Source organism: Streptococcus intermedius SK54 = ATCC 27335, assembly GCF_000413475.1.
Classification (GTDB): Bacteria; Bacillota; Bacilli; order Lactobacillales; family Streptococcaceae; genus Streptococcus; species Streptococcus intermedius.
In genome coordinates this window covers 95,644-119,242 of the sequence record NZ_ATFK01000005.1, presented here as the reverse complement: position 1 = coordinate 119,242, position 23,599 = coordinate 95,644, and the positions used below count along the sequence as shown (strand labels likewise).

Genomic DNA, 23,599 nt, shown 5'->3' with positions numbered 1-23,599 from the left:
TCAAAAGTTAGACAGAAAAATCGGCTCTTTGTCAACTGTAGTGGGTGACAAGAAGCTAACATCGAGAAAGGATCATATTGGTCTTTTCTTTTTTAATGTTTAGTGTGATAAAAATACGCTTCTTAAAGTTTTAAAAATTTTGAAAGCCGAACCCCTGACGTTTTATGTCTTTGCTAAGCATGTTTTTGGCTTCTAGTTTTGCATTTGAATAATCTGAATCTAATGGCTTTGTGGATGTATTGTTTATGCTTAAGAAATTTTTTAAACAGTCTGAAAATAAGGTTTGACAACCAGAAAAACAATACTGCTTCATGATTCAAATGTTCATAGGTCATTTTTAATCTTATCTGAAAGTTCTAAAATGAAGTTAACTACTAAAGGGTATAAAAAACCATCTCAGAGAGATATAATGTAATTCACCACAAACACATTAGAAGGACTCTGAGATGCAAGACTTATTATACACCAAAAGGAAAACATTTAACACTAGCTGATCGTAGAAATATGGAGCGTTGGCTTCAAGAAGGACATTCCAATCGTGAAATCGCTAGAAGATTAGCTAAAGCTCCTCAAACCATACACAATGAAGTAAAGTGTGGACAAGTCAGGCAGCAAAGTTTGAATTGATTTATTCAGCTGACTTTGCACAAGAAGTTTATGAAAACAACCGCAAACACTCTGTTAAGCGGAGCTCTTTGACGATGGAATTGAAAGAAAAGATTGTTCACTATATCAAACAGAACTACTCTCCTGAAATGATGGTGAAGATAAAAGGTGTCACGGTTCCTATCACAACAATCTATTACTAGGTTTCACCATGGACAATTAGGTTTGACCGAGGGCGACCTGCTTTATCCACATAAAGGAAAGGCTAAGAAGAAGCAAGCGAGTCCTAACTTTAAGCCTGTTGGAAAGTCTATTGAGGAGAGACCAGAAGCCGTCAATCAGCGATTGGAAACTGGGCGCTACGAGATTGATACAGTCACTCAGACACGAGCTAAAAACGAGTGTCTCCTAACTCTAACCGATAGAAAGAGTCGCTATCAAATCATTCGACTTATTCCCGACAAATCAACTTATTCGGTTAATCAAGCTTTGAGAACAATTCTGAAAAACTACCAGATTCATTCTATTATGGCGGATAATGATACAGAATTTAGCCACTTAGCGGATGTTTTTGACCCTAAGCATATTTATTATTACGCTCACCCGTATTCGTCTTGGGAGAGAGGAACCAATGAGAACCACAACAGGCTCATTAGGCGTTGGTTAGCTAAAGGAAGCAAAAATGCGACTCAGAAACAAGTCGCATTTATCGAAAATTGGATAAATAACTAGCCAAAGAAAGTATTGGATTACAAATCTCCTAGACTGGTTTTACAAGGGGCCAACTTAAACTTGAATTTTAGTTTTTTAATCTTATCTCACTTTTTAATTAAAAAGCACGAAATTAACTTGACTTAATTTTTGTTTTAATGTATATTAACTGTAGGGGTGTATAAAATGATACGTATCGAAAATTTAAGTGTCTCCTATCAGGAAACACTTGCTCTCAATCAGATTTCTTTGGAAATCCAAGGCCCAACTATCATGGGAGTTATTGGCCCAAATGGGGCTGGTAAATCCACCCTTTTAAAAGGAATGTTGGGCATCATTGATCATGTTGGACAAACTTACCTTGATGATAAAGAATTCTCAAAAGTACTTAGCCATGTAGCTTATGTGGAACAAAAAATTCACATTGACTACAACTTTCCAATCAAAGTGAAAGAATGTGTGTCGCTTGGATTGTATCCAAAAGTGAAACTTTTCCACAGGTTAACAAATAAAGAATGGGAAAAAGTGACAAATGCACTACGCATTGTCGGCTTAGAGGATTATGCTGAACGCCAAATCAGCCAATTGTCAGGAGGGCAATTTCAACGGGTCTTGATTGCGCGCTGTCTAGTACAAGAAGCTGACTGTATCTTTCTGGATGAACCATTCGTTGGGATTGATTCAATCAGTGAAGAAATCACCATGACAACGCTACGCAGTCTAAAAGAACAAGGAAAAACGATTCTCATCGTTCACCATGACTTAGGAAAAGTCCCACATTACTTTGATCAAGTTTTAATTTTGAACAAGGAACTCATTGCCATTGGAGAAACTTCATCAACTTTCACAGAAGAAAACTTGAAAAAAGCCTATGGCTCTCAGCTTTTTGTAAATGGAGGTCTCTAATATGTTTTCAGAATTTATTGATGGACTGCAGAAATTCCATTTTCTACAAAATGCACTGATTACGGCCATTGTCATCGGGATTGTTGCTGGAGCAGTTGGCTGCTTCATTATTCTAAGGGGCATGTCCTTGATGGGCGATGCCATTTCACATGCGGTCTTGCCGGGAGTTGCACTCTCCTTTATTTTAGGAATCAACTTCTTTATAGGAGCCATTATTTTTGGACTTCTAGCCTCGATCATTATCACTTATATCAAGGGAAATTCAATTATCAAAAGTGATACTGCCATTGGAATAACTTTTAGTTCCTTTTTAGCTCTTGGAGTCATTTTGATTGGAGTTGCTAATAGTTCAACCGACCTTTTCCATATTCTTTTTGGAAATATCTTAGCTGTACAAGACATTGATATGTGGATTACAATTGGTGTAGGAATCGCTGTTCTAATTATTATTGGACTATTCTTCAAAGAATTATTGATTACATCTTTCGATCCACTTCTGGCAAAAGCGATGGGGATGCCAGTCAATCTTTATCATTATCTCTTGATGATTCTCTTGACGCTGGTTGCAGTTACAGCTATGCAAAGTGTGGGAACGATTTTGATTGTTGCCATGCTGATTACACCTGCTGCTACTGCTTATCTTTATGCAAACAGTCTTAAAACCATGATTATCTTGTCTTCTAGCTTGGGGGCACTTGCATCTGTCTTAGGACTTTTCATTGGCTATACCTTTAATGTTGCGGCTGGCTCAAGTATTGTCCTGACATCCGCCATTATCTTTGCCATTAGTTTCTTTATCGCTCCAAAACAACGATTTAATAAACTAAAAAACAAATCCAAGCTAAACGAAAATTAGTATTAATTTATATAAAGGAGAACCTTATATGAAAAAATTAGGTTTTGTCACCGTTCTATTTTTGGCTGTCATCGGGCTCTTTGCTTGTGCTGGTCAAAAAGGAACTTCTACCAACAAATCTTCAAAATTGAATGTTGTTGCTACCAACTCGATCATCGCTGATATTACCAAAAATATCGCTGGTGATAAAATCAATCTGCACAGTATCGTTCCTGTCGGAAAAGATCCACATGAATACGAACCATTACCAGAAGATGTGAAAAAAACATCAAAAGCTGATTTGATTTTCTACAATGGTATCAATTTGGAAACCGGCGGAAATGCTTGGTTTACAAAATTGGTCAAAAATGCGAAAAAGACTGAAAACAAAGATTACTATGCTGTAAGTGATGGAGTGGATGTTATCTATCTGGAAGGTCAAAATGAAAAAGGGAAAGAAGATCCACACGCTTGGCTAAATCTTGAAAACGGAATTATCTATGCGAAAAATATTGCAAAACGGTTGATTGAAAAAGATCCTAAAAATAAAGAAACTTACGAAAAGAATTTGAAAGCCTACACTGCAAAACTCGAATCATTAGACAAGGAAGCAAAAGCAAAATTTAAGAATATTCCTACTGAAAAGAAAATGATTGTTACCAGCGAAGGCTGCTTCAAATACTTCTCTAAAGCCTACGGCGTACCTTCTGCCTACATCTGGGAAATTAACACAGAAGAAGAAGGAACTCCAGACCAAATCAAAACTTTAGTTGAAAAACTTCGTAAAACCAAAGTTCCTTCACTCTTTGTCGAAAGTAGTGTCGATGAACGTCCAATGAAAACCGTTTCAAAAGATACAAAAATTCCAATCTATGCCAAGATTTTCACTGACTCAATCGCTGAAAAAGGGAAAAAAGGGGATAGCTACTACGACATGATGAAATGGAATTTGGATAAAATTGCCGAAGGTCTTAGCAAATAAGAAGTGTAAAAGGAGCCAGCATTGATTGCTAGTTCCTTTTTACATGACAGTTTCCTTAAAGGAAAAATCATTTCATTTTCTGAAACAAGTAGTTAACGTCTGTATTCTTAAGCTATTTTTGATATACTAATAAGATAAGGAGTAATAAGACAATATGACCCCAAACAAAGAAGATTATCTTAAGTGTATTTATGAGATTGGTACGCATGCCGAAAAAATTACAAATAAAGAAATTGCCGCTCAAATGCAAGTATCTCCTCCGGCAGTCACAGAAATGATTAAGAAATTGATTTCCGAAAAATTAATTCTAAAAGACAAGACCAAGGGGTATTTATTGACCAATCTTGGTCTCCATCTTGTATCTGAACTATATCGTAAACATCGTTTAATTGAATATTTTCTAGTACATAATTTACAATACACCACAACAGATCAAATTCATGAAGAAGCTGAAGTATTAGAACACACTGTATCAGAATTGTTTGTTGAACGATTGGAAAAAATGATGGATTATCCTGAGACTTGCCCTCATGGTGGAACTATTCCAACTAAAGGAGAACTACTCGTTGAAAAGTATCAACTGACGTTAGAGCAAGCTGCAGATCCTGGTATCTATCGCTTAGCACGTGTTCATGATGAATTTGAATTATTAACATATTTGGAAAAACATGATTTCCATTTGGGAGATACGCTGATACTCGAACAATACGACCCTTACACACAATTGTATGCACTCAAAGTGAATGGAAAAGAATTGCAAATCAATTCTGTGATCGCCCAACAGCTTTATGTAGAGAAAATTTAAAAGGATTGAAGCGAAATAACTATGAAAGCTATTGCGCTTCAATCCTTTTTATTTATCTTGCTATCACGGTTTCTTCGTATCTAACACAATCGTCACTGGCCCATCATTAACTAACGCAACTTGCATATCAGCAGCGAAAACACCAGTTTTGACAGGTATTTCGCGACTTAGCAATTCGTTAAAATCATCATACAACTGACTAGCCAAATCTGGCTTCGCTGCACCAGTAAATGCAGGACGATTCCCTTTTTTGGTATCAGCGTACAATGTAAACTGAGAAATAGAAAGAATCTCTCCGTTTACGTCTTTTACGGACAAGTTCATCTTGTCTTCATCATCTGAAAAAATTCTCATATTGGTAATTTTTCTCACTGCATATGCTACATCTTCTTGAGCATCATCTGGTGCTACGCCAACCAATAACAGCAGTCCTTGCCGAATTTGATTGTAAAGTTTGCTATCAATTGATACCGAAGCTTGCTTCACGCGCTGAATCACTATTTTCATTTTGAACTTTCTATTTTTATATTGCGAAAAAGTCACAAAAGATTACTTGAGTAGCCTTTTTCGATTTGTCTGTTTTCACTTAACCATTTGTCCGTTTAACCGAATAAACTTCTGGCACACTTTTAATCTTATCTACAACTGTTGTGAGCATGGATAAATTAGCGATTCCGAAAGAAACATGAATGTTGGCAAATTTCATATCCTTAGTTGGTTGTGCATTCACAGTGGAGATGTTTTTTGTTGTATTAGACAAAACTTGCAGCACATCATTTAAAAGACCTGTGCGGTTCAAACCATAAATATCAATATGAGCTGTGTATTCTTTCGTGGAGGTATTTTCTTCCCATTCAACCTCAATCAAACGCTGCTCATAATTTTCCTGTGCTCGTAGATTCATACAGTCCTTACGGTGAATCGCTACACCTCGACCTTTCGTAATATAACCAACAATTTCATCACCCGGAACTGGATTACAGCACTTGGCAATCCGTATCAAAAGCCCAGAGGCACCTTGGATGATGACACCTCCCTCATGCTTGACTTTCAGCGTTTCTTTATTTTCACGCTTCACCTCACCGCCTTTGACAAGCTCTTCGGCTTCCGCTCTCGCTTTAGCGCGCTCTTCCTCACGACGCTCTTTCTCCGTCAAACGGTTAAAAATAGAAATAGCTCCAATCTCACCAAAACCAATGGCCGCAAAAAGGGCTTCTTCTGTTTTGTAGCTCGTTTTTTGCAGAACTTCTTCCATGTGCTTTTTGTCCATGTATTTATTGGCTACATAGCCATTTTCTTGAAATTGTGCCTGCAAGAGCTCGCGCCCTTTAGAAATGGACAGTTCCTTGTCTTGATTTTTGAAAAATTGGCGAATCTTATTGCGTGCCTTGCTCGTTTTTACAACATTTATCCAGTCACGGCTCGGCCCAAAGGAATTAGTACTGGTGACAATCTCAACTTGATCTCCAGTTTTCAGCTTCGTAGTCAGTGGCACCATACGGCCATTTACCTTGGCACCAACTGCTTTTTCACCAACTTTGGTATGGATTTCATACGCAAAATCAATCGGACCCGAATCTTTTGGCAATGATCGGACCGCTCCATCCGGTGTAAAAACATAGATTTCTTCAGCCAGATAATTTTCTTTAACAGAATCCACAAAATCTTGTGCATCATTAGACTGGTCTTGGAGTTCCATCATCTCCTTGATCCAGTTCATCCCAATAGCAGATTCTTTACTATCAACTTGACCTTTAATACCTTTTTTATAGGCCCAGTGAGCTGCAACTCCGTATTCAGCTACTTCGTGCATTTCTTTGGTTCGGATTTGAAACTCGATTGGACCTTTAGGACCATAAACGGTGGTATGAATGGACTGATAGCCGTTCGCTTTACGATTGGCGATATAATCTTTAAACCGTCCGGGCATTGGCCGCCACAGTTCATGAATATAACCCAACATGGCGTAAACATCACTTTGTGTATCTAGAATACAACGAATAGCAATCAAATCATAAATCTCATCAAAACGCTTTTTCTTGTCCTGCATTTTCCGATAAATAGAATAAATATGCTTTGGACGGCCATAAATGTTTCCACGAAGATTACGATCAGATGCATACGTTTCAATCTTGCGAACTACTTCGTCAACCAATTCTTCGCGTTCCCGACGTTTTTCTTTCATCAGATGAGAAATCTTATAAAATTCTGTCGGATTCAAATAACGAAAAGCTAAATCTTCTAGTTCCCATTTAACGCTCGAAATCCCCAAACGATGAGCCAATGGAGCATAAATTTCCATCGTTTCACGTGAGATACGTTCCTGCTTGTCTTTGCGCAGGTGTTTGAGCGTTCGCATATTGTGCAGGCGATCCGCCAACTTGACCAAAATAACACGAATATCCTTGGACATCGCCATTAACATTTTCCGGTGGTTTTCAGCCAACTGCTCCTCATGAGACATATACTTGACTTTACCAAGTTTAGTCACACCATCAACAATCCCACGTACATCATGTCCAAATTCACGATCTAAATCATCTAAAGTCGCATTTGTATCTTCTACTACGTCATGCAAAAAACCGCAAGCAACACTAATAGCATCTAACTTCAACTTAGCTAAAATTCCTGCAACTTGAATCGGATGAATAATATATGGCTCACCCGATTGACGAAATTGCCCACGATGCCGATCTACTGCATAAACCAAAGCTTTTTGCACCAAGGCAACATCTTCTGGTGATAAATATTTTTTAGTAAGAGCAACGACTTGATCGCCCGTTAAATTGACTTCTTTTGGCATATTCTCTCTCCAGTTCTTCCTACCATTTTATCACTTTTAAGGCAATATGAAAACAAGGAAGTACAGAAGCAAGTGGCTGAATTACAATCAGTCCGTGTAATACTCAACATACAGCCTTTGCAATGCCTCTTAACATCATTAGAAAGACTTATTTTAGCTTATTTTCAGATAAAAAGAAGCTGGTATAAAAAGTTCCAGCTTCACAACATACGTACAATAAATCCGACAGCATAGTGGTTGACTTCTTAAACTATTCACTTTAAAAATTCAAAAGAGTCTCTATCAAGCCTGCGAGGTAAAACTACAAACTAAGAATTTTCAAACTTTAGTTCTGCCCCACTCCCTGTAACGAAAGAGGTAATGCTTTTCTGCTTATAGTATCTCTCTGATAAATCCAGTATAAACATAAATAAAATAGCAAAAAGCCGCCTCAAATAAAGTAGATAAAGGCATGATGAACCACCTCTCTTTCTCAAGCAAAAGTAGTGTTCGGAATCTAGCTAGCAGCTTTGTTTCCGTATTTTCATTCCTTTTCGCTCAACCAAATATTTCACTTATCTTAGACCAAAGTTACGAGATAAGAACAATAAAGATCATGTCTATCAAAGCAACTTTTTCCTATTGTATCAATTCTGTCAACACACTAACTGTACTTAGCGCATAAAGTGGAGCTGTTTCAGCTCGCAGAATACGTGGGCCCAAACCTGCTGATACAGCGCCTGCTTGACGAAAGGCTACTATTTCATCTGGCGATAGACCGCCTTCTGGCCCGAAGATAAAAAGCAATTTGTCTCCCTTGGCCAAACCTTTCACAGTCTGTAGTAGAGTAGCAGCTTCTCCTTCTTTAGCCGCTTCCTCGTAGGCTACGACGATCGTGTTAAATTGACCGAGCTGGGCAAGAAAATCGGCCTTTTTATCAAATAGCTTAACCTCAGGAATCAGATTGCGCTTACTCTGCTCTGCTGCTCCCTGAGCAATTTTCTCTAGCTTTTCACTCTTTTTAGCCAGCTTTTTGCCATCCCACTTGGCCACCGACCAGTCCGCTGGGAAAGCCCAGAGAGCACAGGCTCCTAGCTCCGTTGCCTTTTGAGTAATAAATTCTAATTTATCCCCCTTGGGAAAGCCTGAAGCAATGGTCACTTGGACCGGCAGCTCGGTATTGTCTGCTAGCTCCTCCAAGATTGCCAAGCTCTGCTGGCTGGGATCTAACACCTGAGCCAGCCGCTTTACGCCATCATCAAAGACCAGTGTGACTTGGTTGCCCTCTTTGAGCCGCATGACTGAAAACATATGTTTAGCCGTGTCCTTATCCGTGACAACCAACGGAGACTGAGGGTTTCCTTTTATAAAATACTGCTGCATCTAACCACCTATCACGCCTGAAATGTCCTGCGTTTTCTTAAAGACACAGGCATTCCATTCGCCCTGAATCATATGCGTTTCCAGGAAAAATCCTGCTGCTTCTGCTGACTCGCGCACCATTTCCCATTTTTCAGAAATAATCCCACTCATAATCAGATAGCCCTCATCCTTGATCAGACAGTAGGCATCCTCTGTCAGATGGATGAGAATATCGGCCAAGATATTGGCAACAATGACGTCCGCCTCGATTTCCACACCTCGAAGAAGATCTCCCGGAGCTACATGGATATTCTCCATGTCAGGGTTGAGCTCAATGTTTTCCCGAGCCACGCGCACCGCCACCTCGTCCAAATCATAGGCGTAGATGTCCTTGGCGCCTAAGAGAGAGCTAGCAATGGAGAGGACACCACTGCCTGTGCCTACATCCAGTACCATTTCTCCGCCCCGCAAGACCTGCTCCAACGCAAAGAGGCTCATCTTGGTCGTCGGGTGAGTACCCGTACCAAAGGCCATGCCAGGATCCAGCTTGATAATCTTCTCACCAGCAGTCGCTTCATACTCCGTCCAGGACGGCACAATAGTCAAGTCATGGGTGATACGAGCTGGCTCAAAGTATTTCTTCCAGTTATCCGCCCAGTCTTCCTCAGCCAGTTCCTGCCGAGTCAGCTGAATATCTCCTGTCTCCAAGCCGAAGCCATCTAGCTCAGCCAGTCGCTCATTGGCCTGGGCCGCAATGGCCTCTATATCCACCGAATCTGGGTAGTAGCCAGTAATCCGGACCCGCTCGCTCTGCTCAACTTCTGGAAAAAGCTCACCGTACTGGTCAACCTGCCCCAGATAATCTGCGCTGTCATCGATAGCTACACCCTGACTGCCCAGCTCAATCAGAATATTCGAGGCCGCTTCTTCCGCCTCCCGCTTCACTTCAATCGTTAATTCCTGCCAAGTGTCCATCATTAAAATACCAAGCCCGTAAAACACAAAGCCAAAATAGGAAATTCTCTGATGACGCTTGCGTCTATGAGAACCTTATCTTTTTAGCACAGTGTTTAGGGCGGATTCAGTTTAGAAATTTAACTGAACAATCCTTTCTTTGTTTATTTCATTGTCTTCGTCATGTAAACCATATCCATGCCCTCTTTTTCGGGCTCCGTATGGGTCTGATGATAGCCATTTTTCTCATAAAAAGCCACCATACCTTTATCTTGGAAAACCGTACACAAATCCCATTGCGTAATGGTGGAGAATGTCTCCTCAATCAGACCGAGCCCCTCAGAACCATATCCTTTATTCTGGTGTTCTGGCAAAATCGCCACTGTCCCAATCCAGCCTGCTGTCTGTTCGTCATTTGTATTCAAGCGAATAAAGCCAAGAATCTTCTCGTCGTCTTTGACAAAATAATAAAAACTATTGGGCCGCTCAACCAGCTTCCAACGAATCCGCTCTCGCTCCTCCAGATAGGGGTCGTATTGATCTTGATATTTCTCATAAACGGCCTTAAAACTCGCTCGCTGAATAGCAATAATGATCTCTAAATCCTCAGCTCCCGCCCGCTCAATATGAATCATGCTCGTACCTCCAAATAATCTCTCAACCTGTCCTGCAGCTGCGGAATAACCTTTTTATCTGCTAAAAACTGGCTCACATCCATCATCTGATAAGCCTGACCCTCATCGCCAAAGGTGATACTGGCAAAATCTTCCTGAGTGATGGTTCCCACCATAAAAATAGAGGTTTTGTCTGGATCAAGCATTCCTTGATATGCCTTAACCCAGGCAATATCCGCTTCTTCAAGCTTCAAACTAAGCTCTTCAAAAACTTCTCTTTGGACACATTCAAAGGGGGTCTCCTCGCCCTCGCGGCCACCGCCCGGCAGCTCCCACATATTAGGGTATGGAATGCTTGCCTTATCATCTCGCAAGATAGTCAGCAGCTTATCATCACAGAGCAAGGCAATCTTACAGCCGGAAAATTCCAGCTGTTTGTGCAGTAAATCTAGTCCTTCTACATCCACCATAAGCGCCTCCTAATACCTCGGATAAGGATAAAAGGCTGTCTCAGTCAAGTCCGCTCTGCCATTTTCAAAAGCCTCAGCATTCCAAGCTATCTCAAACTCTGCTGCCTCTGGATCCGCTAAGAAGTCCATGAGTGCATCGAGACCAGACTCAGCCGTTTGGGTTAGGAAATCCACGAAATAAGCCAGAAACTCCCGTGACAGGCCCTTCTTAGGCTCATAGGGCAGGGCAGCCAGATAGTCCTCTGCCTCAAATCGAGACTTGGTCGGATTGTAGAAAAGCACAGCTTCCTCAAAGTAAACATCCTCAGCCGAGGCATTGCCTTCATCATCAACCGTCTCAATCCCGCCTGGATTTTGCACCTCAAGGAGAAAGGCTACTTCCACCGCGTGATTCTTCTTGTCCCAGTTTATCTCATAGTCAAAAGGAAAGCTCTTCCCCATTTCCTCATCCAATATCTCCAAAAAACCGTACTTAGCCATGATTTCCTCTTTTCATTGTGATAAAATATTACTATCTACAATAGTAACACAAAAAGCCAAGAAAAACACTTGCAGAAAGGAAATCTTATGCCAGAAAACCTCGCCCTACGCATGCGGCCGACCGGCATTGATCAGATTATCGGCCAGCAGCATCTGGTCGGACCTGGAAAAATCATCCGTCGCATGGTTGAAGCCAACCGCCTATCCTCGATGATTCTCTACGGGCCACCGGGTATCGGCAAAACCTCTATCGCCTCAGCTATCGCCGGCACGACCAAATATGCCTTTCGGACCTTTAACGCCACCGTAGATAGCAAGAAGCGTCTGCAAGAGATCGCTGAAGAAGCGAAATTTTCCGGCGGTCTAGTTCTCCTGCTAGACGAGATTCACCGCTTGGACAAGACCAAGCAAGACTTTCTGCTGCCGCTATTAGAAAGCGGTCTGGTCATCATGATTGGGGCGACGACAGAAAATCCATTTTTCTCGGTGACACCCGCTATCCGAAGCCGAGTTCAGATATTTGAGCTGGAGCCCCTTAGCAACGACGACATCCGGACAGCCATCCAGCTAGCCTTGACGGATAAGGAACGAGGATTTGATTTCCCAGTGGAGCTAGACGATGAGGCTCTGGAAATCATTGCCATCTCTACCAACGGAGACCTGCGCTCCGCCTATAATTCACTGGACCTAGCCGTACTCTCTACTCCAGAAGATGACAAGGGCATCCGCCATATTACACTTGATGTGATGGAGAACAGCCTGCAAAAGAGCTATATCACCATGGATAAGGACGGGGACGGCCATTACGATGTCCTCTCTGCCCTGCAGAAGTCCATCCGTGGCTCCGATGTCAATGCTAGCCTCCACTACGCAGCTCGGCTCGTTGAGGCAGGAGACCTGCCTAGCCTAGCTCGACGCCTGACCGTTATCGCTTACGAAGATATTGGTCTGGCAAATCCAGACGCTCAAGTCCATACCGTTACAGCCATGGAAGCAGCCCAGCGGATTGGTTTTCCTGAAGCCCGCATCCTTATTGCCAATATTGTTATTGATCTAGCTCTATCGCCCAAGTCCAACTCAGCCTATATGGCCATGGATAAGGCCTTAGCCGACCTAAAAAAGAATGGAAACTTGCCTATCCCCCGCCACTTACGAGACGGCCACTATACCGGCAGCAAGGAATTGGGCAATGCACAGGACTATCTCTACCCTCACTCCTATCCTGGCAATTGGGTCAAGCAAGACTATCTGCCTGACAAGATAAAAGACGCCAATTATTTCACTCCAAACCAAAATGGAAAGTACGAGCGAGCTCTTGGCATGACGAAAGATAAGATTGATCACCTCAAAAAAGACTAAAAAATTATGGTATCGTTTGCAAAAAATCAATTTTTTCTCTTGAATTTTTCAAAAATTGTGGTATCATAATTATAGAAACGCTGTGGTGTACGACTTCACACTTAAGTGTTGACCGACTATTTTTTGTATTATTAGGGAAACAAAAGACTTCTAACAGCTTGCAGGCCGTTTCACGCGGAAGCAGCTTCAGTTAGAGCGAGTTGCCCACCTGCTTAATTGCGCGGGTTCAATACAAACCGTGAAAGTTCGGCACCAATACAGCTTTTTCTGTTGCCTCCTTAGCTCAGTTGGTAGAGCAGTGGACTCTTAATCCATGGGTCACAGGTTCGAGCCCTGTAGGGGGCATAGAAATTCAGAAGAAAAAGCCTTGGTAACCAAGGCTTTTTTGTTTGTCTATAACAGATTTGCCTCACATTTGTTTATCAACTTCCTTTCCAGACATCTCTAATCTGATGACACTCTTCAAAAAATTTTAAAAAATTTAAAACAAAAGTCTTGCTTTACTTTTTATTTGTGTTATACTTGTTCTTGTATCAGATACAAGTAAATATTTTTTAAGGTGCTAACTATGTCAAAAGATTTCGATAAACGATTTTCACTTTCTATCTTACTATGGATGCGTAAAGATAAGCCACGTCAAGAGGGTATGGATTACTGGAGCGGAGGGCATGCACAGATTATTGCCGCTTCTCCTGGGCTACTAGAGTATCGCCAATAACACTTGAGCGAAAAAGAACACAGTTTCTGGCCAAGAACAGACGGCCTAGAAACAGTAATACCAGAAGATCGCCGTATTGATGGTATTGCCGAAGTAACCTATGAAAAACTCTTGGCTCCACTTGGAGGCCGCCAACAAACGGCTCTTGCCTTTGAAGATGAGGTAAACGTCTTCCGTCGTACCTTGATGCACATGGGATTTCCATATACCTCTCGCTGGTATCACACAGAGAGCCAAACAGAGACCTCCCTTAGAGATGTCTTCTACGTTCGAAGAAAAGAGGATGTAAACAGCTCTAGTTTTAAAAACTACGTTAATGATAGTTTAGCAAGTCGACTGGCTAAAGTCACTGGTGTAACAGAGGTGCGTTCTCAAGTTTATCTTCCATGGAACAAAGCAACATGGAATACTCCAAACGTTGCTCACGACAATCCTAAAGAAGATCACTTACATGCCTCAATTATTATCGGATTTGCGGATCAAGAAGCACGTCAGGATTTTTATAATAACCTAGCACCTCGTTTGAACGTAGAATTAGTAAATTATGCTTCTGCCCTACATGCCTATCAAATTGATAAGACTCTGGCTTTTGTCCAAGACGGAAAACGCCAATAAATGCAAAAAAACTTGGTAAGTTTTAAAAAAAGACAAAAATCTTGCCAAGGATTTAGATTTATGATATACTTGTTCTTGTATCAGATACAGGTTATCTAAAGGAGTTTATATGGATACAAAATTTTCAGTAGCCTTACATATCCTAACCATGATTAGCGAGAGCAAGGATACCTTAAGTTCACAAGCTCTGGCTGAGAGCGTCGGGACCAACGCTAGTTATATTCGGAAGGTGATTGCCTTATTGAAAAATGCTGGCTTAATTACTTCCCAGCAAGGAAAAACGGGCTATCAACTCAGTAAGTCTCCAAAGAAAATGACTTTACTGGAGATCTACTATGCTACTCAAGAAATCAAACATATTAGTTTATTTCCTGTTCATCAAAATAGTAATCCCGATTGTCCCGTTGGAAAAAATATCCAAGGAGCAGTTTCACCGCTTTTCGCTAGTGCCGAATCTCAATTAGAGAAGGAATTAGCAAATCAAAGTTTAGAAGATGTCATTGACAATCTATATAAACAAGCCAAACAAGTCCGAAACTGATTTGCTAGCAGATCAGTTTTAAAAAGACTATACTTGTATCTTTATCAGATACAACAAAAAAATAGAAAAGAGAAGACAATGAAAGCCGCACAACATACTACTTATAACAAAAAGAATATCACACTGAACATCACAGAAGTCGCTAAACCAAGTATTACAGACAAACAAGTCTTGGTGAAAGTAACCACAGCCGGGGTTAATCCTCTCGATAACATGATCTCTCGTGGTGAAGTCAAGATGATTGTTCCTTACAAACTCCCACAAACTGCGGGAAATGAAGTGGCCGGTATCATTGAAGAGACCGGTACACAAGTCAAAAACCTCAAAATTGGAGACCGAGTTTTTGGACGTCTCCCACTCGACCATATCGGTGCTTTTGCCGAGTATGTAGCCGTAGACAGTGCGGCCTTAGCTAAAGTACCAGACTACTTGACAGACGAGGAAGCGGCTGCTGTTCCTCTAACTGCCTTGACCATCATGCAAGCCCTAGAACTCATGGGAGCTCAAGCTAGGAAGACTATCTTTATCTCTGGCGGAACAGGCGGGGTCGGTGGGATGGCTATACCAATCGCTAAGGCAAAAGGTTTGACAGTCATTACCAACGGTTCGGGAGACAGTGCAGAGCGTGTATTGAACCTAGGAGCAGATCGCTTTATCGATTACAAAACAGAAGATTATACTCAGACTGTTAGTGAGGTTGACTATGTCCTCGATACTCTTGGGGGCGCTGAGACCGAAAAACAAATGTCTATCATGAAAAAAGGTGGACAGCTTGTTTCCCTTCGTGCCATGCCAAATGGTGACTTTGCCAAACGCATGAACCTGCCAAAATGGAAACAGATGATTCTGGGCTTAGCAGGTCGTAAATTTGATAAGATGGCTGACAAATACGGCGTTCACTACCATTTTATCTTTGTGAAAAGCAATGGCGCTCAATTACAAGAGGTAGCTGACCTCTTTAGCAAATTAGAAATCAAACCATCTATCGATACAGTTTATCCATTTGAAGAAGTGAATAGCGCCTTAGACAAGGTCGCTAATGGTCGCTCACGTGGAAAAACAGTTCTCAGCTTTAAGAAATAAAAAGGAAAATACAATGTCATATCTTACAACTAAAAATCAATACATCACTGTCCAAGGAAATCAAATTGCCTATCGCGAACTCAGCAAAGGCAAATCAAAACTACCTCTTCTGATGCTAGTCCATTTGGGAGCAACCCTCGATAACTGGGATCCAAAACTCATGGACTTGATTGCTGAAAAGCACCCTGTGATTGTGGTTGACCTTCCTGGTGTTGGAGCCAGTCAAGGCAAAGTTGCTCCGACGATTTCTGGAATGGCTAAGCAGACAATTGAATTTGTAAAAGCGCTTGGTTACGATAAAATCAACCTCCTAGGTCTTTCCATGGGAGGTATGATTGCCCAAGAAATCATCCGAATCAAGCCTAATTTGGTCAACCGTCTCATCTTGGCTGGAACAGGACCTCGAGGTGGAAAAGAGGTTGATAAGGTCACAGGGAAAACATTTAGTTTTATGTTTAAAGCGGGACTCGAGCGCATCGATCCTAAACGCTATATCTTCTATAATCATGATGAACAAGGGAAAATCGAAGCTTTAAAAGTCCTCGGACGAATGGGGATGCGAACCAAGGAATTTGCGGATAAAGACATGAACGTACCAGGATTCCTAACTCAACTCAAAGCTATTAAACATTGGGGGAAAGATCCTCAAGACGACCTAAAATTTATCACTCAACCAACCTTAATCGTCAACGGGGATAAGGATATGCAGGTTCCAACAGAAAATTCTTATGATATGCATGAGAAAATAAAAGATAGTAAACTCATCATCTATCCAAATTCAGGGCACGGTTCGCTTTTCCAATATGTAGACGAATTTTCAAAAGAATTAAAAGCTTTCTTGGAGGACTAAGATGGCCAAAACGATTCTGATTACAGGTGCTACTGACGGTATTGGTAAACATTTGGCAAAGAAACTGGCCAGTGAAGGCCATCATGTCATCCTCCATGGTCGAAATCCTCAAAAACTTGAGCTGGCGCTTCAAAAGGTTCGTGCAGTCTCCTTGAAAGGAAGAGTATCTAGCTATCTGGCTGATTTTTCCAAATTGGATGATGTTTACCGATTTGTGGGGGAAATTAAACAGGATTTTGACAAGCTTGATGTACTCTTTAACAATGCAGGCCTTTATACTGGGAAAGAACGAAAAGCGAGTTCTGAAAATGTCGAACTAACCTTTATGTTATCCGTTCTCATTCCCTATATTTTAACAATCGAACTGAGTCCCTTATTAGAAAAAGCTACTGATGGTCGTGTCATCAACACCTCCTCTTATATGCATCATTTTGCCAAGGTTAAGGATTTAGACTTTGGATTTGAGAAAAACTACAATCCTGCTTTAGCCTACAACAATTCCAAACTCTATACCATTTGGATGACACGCTATCTAGCAAGGGACTTCTTTTTAAAAGATTCAAGCATCACCATCAATACCTATCATCCAGGGCTCATCTCGACCAACTTGGGAAATGACTCTAGTGATGAAAAAACTAAAAAATCTCTCTTTGGGCGTTTGATGAAGTCTCTTTCAAAGAATGTAGACGAGGGAATCGAAATAGGATATTATCTCACATTGTCAGAAGAAATCACTGGTTTAACTGGCTACTATTTTGATGAGAAGAAAGTGAAGTCTGTATCTGAAAAAGGATATAATTTTGAAAAAGCTCAAGATTTAATCCTTTACTGCAATGATAAAATTGAGTTGTTTCAAAATAAGTACACAATATCTTAACTTTATTATGACTCGATTATCAAGCAAAGATAATATCAAAACTTATCTATTTTCTATATGCTAAAAAATTTGCCCCATTATTGCCCCGTTTTGAAATAATCACATTCAAAATTGCTCCAAGTATCTTCTGAAAATCACTTATATTTCAACATTTTTGATTACTTTCAATATAAAAAGTTCTTACAAATTCATGTAGGGGGCATAATAATTTCCATACAGAAAGCCTATCATATAGGCTTTTTTCTTGTCCATTTTCGATTTGCCCGAAGCTTTGCCCAAGTCTTTTTCCTTTCTCTATTTCTGCTCACTCGTCTTTAGTTTCCTGTAACAAATGAATATAAGTCTCTCGTAGCATGGTTGTATCCTTATGACCAAACCATTTAGCTAAACCTTCCAAAGGTAAGACTTCATTGACCATGGAAATAATTAGATCTGTGGCTTGTTTACCTTCTAAGAAAACCAACGGATCCAGAACGCCGTGATTTTGGGACTTCGTATAGTCCAAAGTAATAAAATGGATACTATGGATATAATCCTACAGCTCTGGACAACCATCCGTTGCTTCCAGCTCACGAAGAAATTTATTATACCAATATCGCTTCTCCATTTTTGGGTCAATGTAAAGTGTCTGGCAATTCAAGAGACTTGCATAGAAAAAGATTTTAGAAATCGCAAAAGTTTTACCAATCTTTGTATCACCAGTTACAGAAATATGAAGATTGTCTGTATTCTTTCCCTCCACCTTTTCATTGAGTTGTAGAATATCCATCAATACTGGTTTATCACTGGACGCCAAGGCTTGCTCAAATTTTGAATTCCAGCTGGAAATCTGGTTGTCAATCATACCTCCTAACCGACCTTTTGACTAACAAAAAAGCGGCCGCCTCTGATGTTTGGATAAAGCTTTTATCTTCCAGTGTTAGCGTTTCACCAAAACGATTTTTTGCAAACAGGTAGGGTTTTGATAGGGAGTAGGCCTCGAAAGGCTGACCTTATACCCTTTCATCTTTTTTGATGTTCAAAAAAGTTTTTGGCAAGTCAAATGTCGGGCGCTCTTATGATTTACCTTTTGATATCCATACTAGGAAATTTTCATATTATAATGCTAAGAAACAAAGATTGGGCGCAAGTAACATTCATTGTCCCACCTAGAATGGACGAATATATCAGTAAATATAGAGATTCAGTGTATTTTTCAGAAATATGGAAGTTCTGATGATATTTATTCCTATTCCATTAATGAAAGCTTCATTGAGCTTTCAAATTCTCTAAACGATTTTATGCCTGATAAGAATGTTCCTAAGAAAGATAAACTAGATGCTATTTCTGCAAAAATCCAAAGGGATATATTCAACTATAGAAATGTCTAAAGCGAATCTTCTTCTAGTAAAATTAACTTTAAATAAAATTATTTCATATAATTACTGAGTATCGTTATTATATCAAGGCATATTTTTTTTTCATTTTCAAAAATAAAGAAATGATTTCCCTGGAATTCCATATTTCCTAGATAGTCATTAGTATATCTCCGCCAATCTTTCATATAAGTAGTCGGACTAACAAAATCTTGCTCACCACTATATGTCCTAATTGGACATGAAATTTTTTGAGGCGGAAAATAAGAATTACTCATTAATTTATAATCAGATTTGATAATAGGTAGAAAAAATTTTATAATTTCCGGATACGAAAGTAATTCCTCTGGAACACCTCCCACCTTGATTAATATTTCAACTATTTCGCTGTCACTTTTTCCTAATAAATAATTGTTGTTGCTTGAATGTAATTTTGGAAAACATCCCGAAAAAAAACAAAGAATCGGAGAAATAGAATACTTTTCGTAAAGATATACCCCCGAACAAAATGCAAGCAGTCCTCCCATGCTGTGCCCCCAAAAAATAAACTTGGAATCTCTATAAGATAAATATATCTTGTTAGAAATCTCATTAATTACCTCAACAAAGTTCTCATTAAATTCCTCATTAATTCTATTTCCCCTACCAGATAATTGAAGAGGAACTATTTCTATTTCCTCTTCAAAATAATCTTGCCACCTCAAAAATTCATTTCCATGTCCACCAGCAAATGGAAAACAAATCATTTTTATTTTACTCTTACTGTTTTTTTCTATCATTCGTATTCCTCCAAATTTTATAATTATTTCAATATGTATAGTTTATTAAACATTACTTTAGTAATTTTTAAATTTGATAAATCTTCACCTTCAATATTATGACAAACTGCACAACTATAACCAACGAAGTTTTCTAATAAATAACAACTTATTCTATCTTTCATTTTACCCCCATCAAAAACTATTAATTTTTCAAGATCTATATTAAATGAATCTAGAGATTTCAATAAACCTATTCCCTTATATTTTAAATACGCCTCTTTTGCACACCATATTCTATAAAACAATCGCTTTCTTTCTTGAAAAGGTTTACTTTCTAAAAATAGTCTTTCTTTCAAATGAAAGAAAGTAATTAGATTGTCAAAATCAATATCCTCCTCTTTCTCAATGTCAATTCCAATTGTTCCATTTCCAATAGCACAAACTACAATATCATCTGAATGCGAAATATTATATTGTATTGAACTAAATTCAATTTTAGGCTTACCAAACGGATTCTTTAAAAAGTTAATTTCATTTTTTTTAAATCCAAAATCATGAATTAAAGCATAGCGAACTAATAATTCAGATATAATACTCTGCATTTTATCTTTGTCAAAGATATATGAAGAAATTTTCTGCCTTTTTCTTCAGAAAGAATTTCAAAAAAATTATCATATAGACTATTATAATCCATCCCCTCAATATTAATATAATATATATTTAACAATGTTTTCTCCTTAATACAAATAGGCGAAAGTTTACCAATTGTATACTTTCACCTATATTTTGATTTTGATTAAAATTATCTATCTACTCTACTGACTTTAAAGAGTCCAACATATTAATATTTCTTAATTTCATAATCATAAAAATATTAATAATCATAGCAAAGAGCAACGTAATAATGCTTGAATATACAAAAGTAGAGATACTTATATTCTCGTTAAACACATAAAAATCGGTTCCAATTGATTTAATAACATTAAGGAAACTGTAGTAGCCTACCATTAACCCCAATACGCAACCAAAGATTGTTAGAATAATTACTTCTCTAAATACATAGGCTTCAACTTCTCCATTCTTAAAACCTAAAACCTTTAATGTAGATATTTCACGAGTTCTTTCTGAAACATTTATATTATTAATATTATACAACACAAGAAAAGCTAAGAGACCTGCAGCTACAATTAGTATGATAACTATCATATTCATCCCTTGTAATCCTTCATCAATTTGATTCACTATAGTTTGTTTCTTATTAATGTAAGTTACCGCATCAATACCTCTCAACTTCTTATATAAATTACTTTTCTCGCTATTGCTAGCTTTCATAAATTTTATATAATAGTTGTTATAAATTGGCTTCTGTTTATAAAGACTTTCGTATAATTTAGGTGATAAATATAGATAGTTTTCCTGATAATTCTTAGTAATTTTAGATATCTTAACCTTTTTCTTTTCTGTATCTCCATACAAATTGAAAGTAATAGTATCACCCTCTGATATTCCCAATCGTTGAGCAATATTTTGGCTTATTATAGCACTACTTTCATCAAAAGATAACAGATCATTAGTCTTGTAGTTCTTTAACGAAATAAAAGATTCTATATTTACATTTCCCAATTCAGGTACAATAAGATTAATATTATAGTTGATATTTTCTTTCTCAATTTCAATTGAAGAATTTTGAAACTTCAAGAATTTTACGTCATTAGATTCTAAAATTTTTGATACTGAGTTATCTTCCGTTTTGACTCCAAAAGTAGCATCATATTTAAATATTTCTTTGTACTGATCTCGAGTAAAATTTTGTAGACTTTCTCTTAGGCCAAATGCTGTAACTAGAATCATTGTACATCCCATTACACCCAATATTGTCATCCACATTCTTTTTTTATCTAAAAAGACATTCCGTATTGTAACTTTATATAAAAATGAAATTTTTTTCCAGATAAAAGTAACTCGTTCTAAAATTACTCGTTTACCAGCCACAGGTGCCTGAGGTATCAATAATTGAGAGCTGGTTTGGCTAACATTATTTCTGACAGAAACTAATGTTGAAATCACAGTTACTATTGTAAGACCAATAATTGAAATTAAGGCAATCTGCCAATCAATACTCTGAGTGAGAGTTGGAAGTGAATATTTTATCGAATATGTATCCCAAATGCTATTTGGAATACTCCTGAAACCAACAAAGGCACCTATAGTACTACCTAAAATACTTGCAGTCATTGAGTATATAAGATACTTCAGTAATACCCTCTGATTGGAGTAACCCAATGATTTTAATGTACCAATTATTATTCGTTCTTCCTCTACTAATCTAGTCATTGTAGTCATTGCAACAAAAGCTGCAACAACTATAAAAATAATTGGAAATATCCGAGCCACCCCTGAAATACTATTGATATCATTCTTTAAAGCAATGTAACCTACATTAGCATCTCTATCACTTATTAACCAATTTTTACTATCAGATATATCTTCCCTAATCGATTTTTTTAATCGATTTATTTTGTTCGAATAATCTACATTAGCAATTCCCTTACTTTTGATGTAAGTAGGTGACACTGTCAAATATAGTTGATTATAAAACTCATTTAATAATAAACTAGTTTTCCCGTAGATAATAAAATCAATCTTTCCCGTTCCTACAGACGAAGAAACTGAACCATTTGAAAAATACTCAGGGGAGTTCACAATCCCAACAATAGTGACCTCATCAGTTTTTAATAATTTACTTGAAAATAGTTTAATTTTATCACCCACTTTAATTTTAGAATCAGAAAATCCCTCAACAGGTTTTACTATTACAACCTCTTTAGCATTCTTAGGCATTTTTCCTTCAATTAAAGTTAGCTTGTTCATTCCTAAGTTATCAAAACTAGATAAAGCTATTAGACGTAATGTATAATTTTCTGAATTGATTTCCGATTGACTATCTAATAAACTAGTTTTTAATATTTTTTTAACATTCTTTTGGTTTGATATTTTAATTAATTCCTTATTAGAAAACATTGAATTAGAGATAATCTTAATATCAAATAAATTGGCATTAGAAAAATATGAATCCGAAGTTTTCGTCATATTTGGCGAAGTAGAAAGAAGGCCTGAAAACATCATTGAGCCCAAAAATGTTATTCCTAAGATTGCTAGATACCTTCCTAAAGACTGCTTAATTGTTCTAAATATATTTTTATAAAATGATTTCATTACATTCACCATTACCACTCAATTTCATCTATGCTCTTAGGAAACTCATTAACAATATTTTCTGTTATTCTCCCGCTATTAACTCTTATAATTCTGTCTCCGATATCCTCAATCAATGAATTATGAGTTATAATAACAACAGTTTTATTGTTTTTTCTACAAGTATCCTGTAAAAGCTTCAAGATACTTTTACCAGTTTTATAATCTAGAGCACCAGTAGGTTCATCACATAAAAGAATATCTGGATTTTTAGCAATAGCTCTTGCTATTGCTACTCTTTGCTGTTCACCACCTGAAAGCTGAGAAGGGAAATTACTCAATCTTTGTTCTAATCCAACTTCTTTTAATACCTGAGTTTCGTTAAGTGGATTTTGAGAAATTTGTGAAGCTAGCTCTACATTTTCTAAAGCAGTTAAATTAGGAATTAAATTATAAAATTGGAATACAAAACCAATATTTTTTCTTCGATATTCTGTCAATTGCTTTTGAGAAAAATTACTAATATTTTGACCTTCAACCCAGATGTCTCCATCAGAAGAACTATCCATTCCACCTAACAGATTCAGTATGGTAGTTTTACCAGCACCACTAGCACCAACAATGATAACCAATTCACCCTTTTTAATTGTAAAACTAACATCATCAACTGCTGTAACAACAATCTCTCCACTGTTATATCTTTTACTGACATTTTTAAATTCTACAATTGTATCCATA

The 23,599-nt window shown here is 38.2% G+C and carries 22 protein-coding genes, 1 tRNA gene and 4 pseudogenes; 13 read left to right on the top strand and 14 right to left on the bottom strand.

Annotation, left to right across the window (positions count from 1 at the left end):
• Positions 1-55: 55 nt before the first annotated feature.
• Positions 56-269: pseudogene (locus HMPREF1654_RS10130) on the bottom strand (transposase); the annotation flags it as partial.
• A 235-nt stretch (positions 270-504) separates the two neighbouring features.
• Here HMPREF1654_RS10130 and HMPREF1654_RS07245 point away from each other — a divergent pair.
• The 5 genes and pseudogenes from HMPREF1654_RS07245 to HMPREF1654_RS07225 all read left to right on the top strand — a co-directional run bounded on the left by HMPREF1654_RS07245 (position 505) and on the right by HMPREF1654_RS07225 (position 4,845).
• Positions 505-1,464 (top strand): annotated as a pseudogene (locus HMPREF1654_RS07245) (IS30 family transposase).
• A gap of 39 nt (positions 1,465-1,503) precedes the next feature.
• Positions 1,504-2,223: a metal ABC transporter ATP-binding protein gene (locus tag HMPREF1654_RS07240; RefSeq protein WP_003075826.1), complete on the top strand. Its 720-nt coding sequence runs from the start codon at positions 1,504-1,506 to the stop codon at positions 2,221-2,223.
• 1 nt (position 2,224) lies between these two features.
• Positions 2,225-3,079: a metal ABC transporter permease gene (locus HMPREF1654_RS07235; RefSeq protein WP_003076186.1), complete on the top strand. Its 855-nt coding sequence runs from the start codon at positions 2,225-2,227 to the stop codon at positions 3,077-3,079.
• A gap of 28 nt (positions 3,080-3,107) precedes the next feature.
• On the top strand, positions 3,108-4,040 hold the full coding sequence (locus HMPREF1654_RS07230; RefSeq protein WP_003075866.1) for a metal ABC transporter substrate-binding protein: 933 nt from the start codon (positions 3,108-3,110) through the stop codon (positions 4,038-4,040).
• Positions 4,041-4,194: 154 nt separating this feature from the next.
• Positions 4,195-4,845: a metal-dependent transcriptional regulator gene (locus HMPREF1654_RS07225; protein WP_003074224.1), complete on the top strand. Its 651-nt coding sequence runs from the start codon at positions 4,195-4,197 to the stop codon at positions 4,843-4,845.
• 63 nt (positions 4,846-4,908) lie between these two features.
• Here the strand turns inward: HMPREF1654_RS07225 and dtd are convergent, their stop codons facing one another.
• From dtd to HMPREF1654_RS07190, 7 genes are all read right to left on the bottom strand, one after another.
• Positions 4,909-5,352 (bottom strand): D-aminoacyl-tRNA deacylase, encoded by a 444-nt coding sequence (gene dtd, locus HMPREF1654_RS07220; RefSeq protein WP_003075805.1) that lies wholly within the window; start codon positions 5,350-5,352, stop codon positions 4,909-4,911.
• 79 nt (positions 5,353-5,431) lie between these two features.
• Complete coding sequence (locus HMPREF1654_RS07215) at positions 5,432-7,648, bottom strand: RelA/SpoT family protein (protein ID WP_003074220.1); 2,217 nt, start codon at positions 7,646-7,648, stop codon at positions 5,432-5,434.
• Positions 7,649-8,266: 618 nt separating this feature from the next.
• A complete protein-coding gene (locus HMPREF1654_RS07210) occupies positions 8,267-9,010 on the bottom strand; it encodes a 16S rRNA (uracil(1498)-N(3))-methyltransferase (RefSeq protein WP_003076033.1) in 744 nt (247 codons plus the stop codon).
• Complete coding sequence (gene prmA, locus HMPREF1654_RS07205; protein WP_331436699.1) at positions 9,011-9,964, bottom strand: 50S ribosomal protein L11 methyltransferase; 954 nt, start codon at positions 9,962-9,964, stop codon at positions 9,011-9,013.
• 143 nt (positions 9,965-10,107) lie between these two features.
• Positions 10,108-10,578, bottom strand: a complete 471-nt coding sequence (locus HMPREF1654_RS07200; protein WP_003076180.1) for a GNAT family N-acetyltransferase — start codon at positions 10,576-10,578, stop codon at positions 10,108-10,110.
• Entirely contained in the window at positions 10,575-11,027 is a 453-nt protein-coding gene (locus HMPREF1654_RS07195; protein WP_003076137.1) for an NUDIX hydrolase, read from the bottom strand. Before HMPREF1654_RS07195 ends, HMPREF1654_RS07200 begins: the two co-directional genes overlap by 4 nt.
• 9 nt (positions 11,028-11,036) lie before the next feature.
• Positions 11,037-11,507 carry a DUF3013 family protein gene (locus tag HMPREF1654_RS07190; RefSeq protein ID WP_003075916.1) on the bottom strand — a complete coding sequence of 157 codons (471 nt, stop codon included), beginning with the start codon at positions 11,505-11,507 and terminating at the stop codon, positions 11,037-11,039.
• A gap of 87 nt (positions 11,508-11,594) precedes the next feature.
• Between HMPREF1654_RS07190 and HMPREF1654_RS07185 the strand changes: the two genes are divergently transcribed.
• From HMPREF1654_RS07185 to HMPREF1654_RS07155, 7 genes are all read left to right on the top strand, one after another.
• Positions 11,595-12,866: a replication-associated recombination protein A gene (locus HMPREF1654_RS07185; protein ID WP_003075857.1), complete on the top strand. Its 1,272-nt coding sequence runs from the start codon at positions 11,595-11,597 to the stop codon at positions 12,864-12,866.
• Between the two features lie 272 nt (positions 12,867-13,138).
• Positions 13,139-13,211 (top strand) — tRNA-Lys (locus HMPREF1654_RS07180).
• Positions 13,212-13,587: 376 nt separating this feature from the next.
• The gene (locus tag HMPREF1654_RS07175; RefSeq protein ID WP_003076049.1) at positions 13,588-14,199 is read left to right on the top strand and encodes a hypothetical protein; all 612 of its coding nucleotides are present in this window, start codon (positions 13,588-13,590) and stop codon (positions 14,197-14,199) included.
• Positions 14,200-14,308: 109 nt separating this feature from the next.
• Entirely contained in the window at positions 14,309-14,740 is a 432-nt protein-coding gene (locus tag HMPREF1654_RS07170) for an Rrf2 family transcriptional regulator (RefSeq protein ID WP_003075838.1), read from the top strand.
• A gap of 78 nt (positions 14,741-14,818) precedes the next feature.
• On the top strand, positions 14,819-15,823 hold the full coding sequence (locus HMPREF1654_RS07165; RefSeq protein WP_003076168.1) for an NADP-dependent oxidoreductase: 1,005 nt from the start codon (positions 14,819-14,821) through the stop codon (positions 15,821-15,823).
• A gap of 13 nt (positions 15,824-15,836) precedes the next feature.
• Positions 15,837-16,673: an alpha/beta fold hydrolase gene (locus HMPREF1654_RS07160; protein ID WP_003076214.1), complete on the top strand. Its 837-nt coding sequence runs from the start codon at positions 15,837-15,839 to the stop codon at positions 16,671-16,673.
• A 1-nt stretch (position 16,674) separates the two neighbouring features.
• Positions 16,675-17,550, top strand: a complete 876-nt coding sequence (locus HMPREF1654_RS07155) for an SDR family NAD(P)-dependent oxidoreductase (protein WP_003075876.1) — start codon at positions 16,675-16,677, stop codon at positions 17,548-17,550.
• Positions 17,551-17,857: 307 nt separating this feature from the next.
• On the opposite strand, the pseudogene HMPREF1654_RS10335 reads toward HMPREF1654_RS07155, so the two are convergent.
• Positions 17,858-17,965: pseudogene (locus HMPREF1654_RS10335) on the bottom strand (site-specific integrase); the annotation flags it as partial.
• Between the two features lie 120 nt (positions 17,966-18,085).
• Positions 18,086-18,394 carry an ATP-binding protein gene (locus HMPREF1654_RS07150; RefSeq protein WP_003076105.1) on the bottom strand — a complete coding sequence of 103 codons (309 nt, stop codon included), beginning with the start codon at positions 18,392-18,394 and terminating at the stop codon, positions 18,086-18,088.
• A 155-nt stretch (positions 18,395-18,549) separates the two neighbouring features.
• Here HMPREF1654_RS07150 and HMPREF1654_RS09850 point away from each other — a divergent pair.
• A pseudogene (locus HMPREF1654_RS09850) lies at positions 18,550-18,954 on the top strand (Y-family DNA polymerase); the annotation flags it as partial.
• Positions 18,955-18,958: 4 nt separating this feature from the next.
• Here the strand turns inward: HMPREF1654_RS09850 and HMPREF1654_RS07145 are convergent.
• From HMPREF1654_RS07145 to HMPREF1654_RS07130, 4 genes are all read right to left on the bottom strand, one after another.
• Complete coding sequence (locus HMPREF1654_RS07145) at positions 18,959-19,684, bottom strand: thioesterase II family protein (RefSeq protein WP_003075772.1); 726 nt, start codon at positions 19,682-19,684, stop codon at positions 18,959-18,961.
• A 23-nt stretch (positions 19,685-19,707) separates the two neighbouring features.
• A complete protein-coding gene (locus HMPREF1654_RS07140; protein WP_003075868.1) occupies positions 19,708-20,268 on the bottom strand; it encodes a 4'-phosphopantetheinyl transferase family protein in 561 nt (186 codons plus the stop codon).
• A gap of 208 nt (positions 20,269-20,476) precedes the next feature.
• Positions 20,477-22,882, bottom strand: coding sequence for an ABC transporter permease (locus tag HMPREF1654_RS07135; protein ID WP_003076115.1), 2,406 nt, complete (start codon positions 22,880-22,882; stop codon positions 20,477-20,479).
• An 11-nt stretch (positions 22,883-22,893) separates the two neighbouring features.
• Positions 22,894-23,598: an ABC transporter ATP-binding protein gene (locus HMPREF1654_RS07130; protein ID WP_003074120.1), complete on the bottom strand. Its 705-nt coding sequence runs from the start codon at positions 23,596-23,598 to the stop codon at positions 22,894-22,896.
• Position 23,599 lies beyond the last annotated feature (1 nt).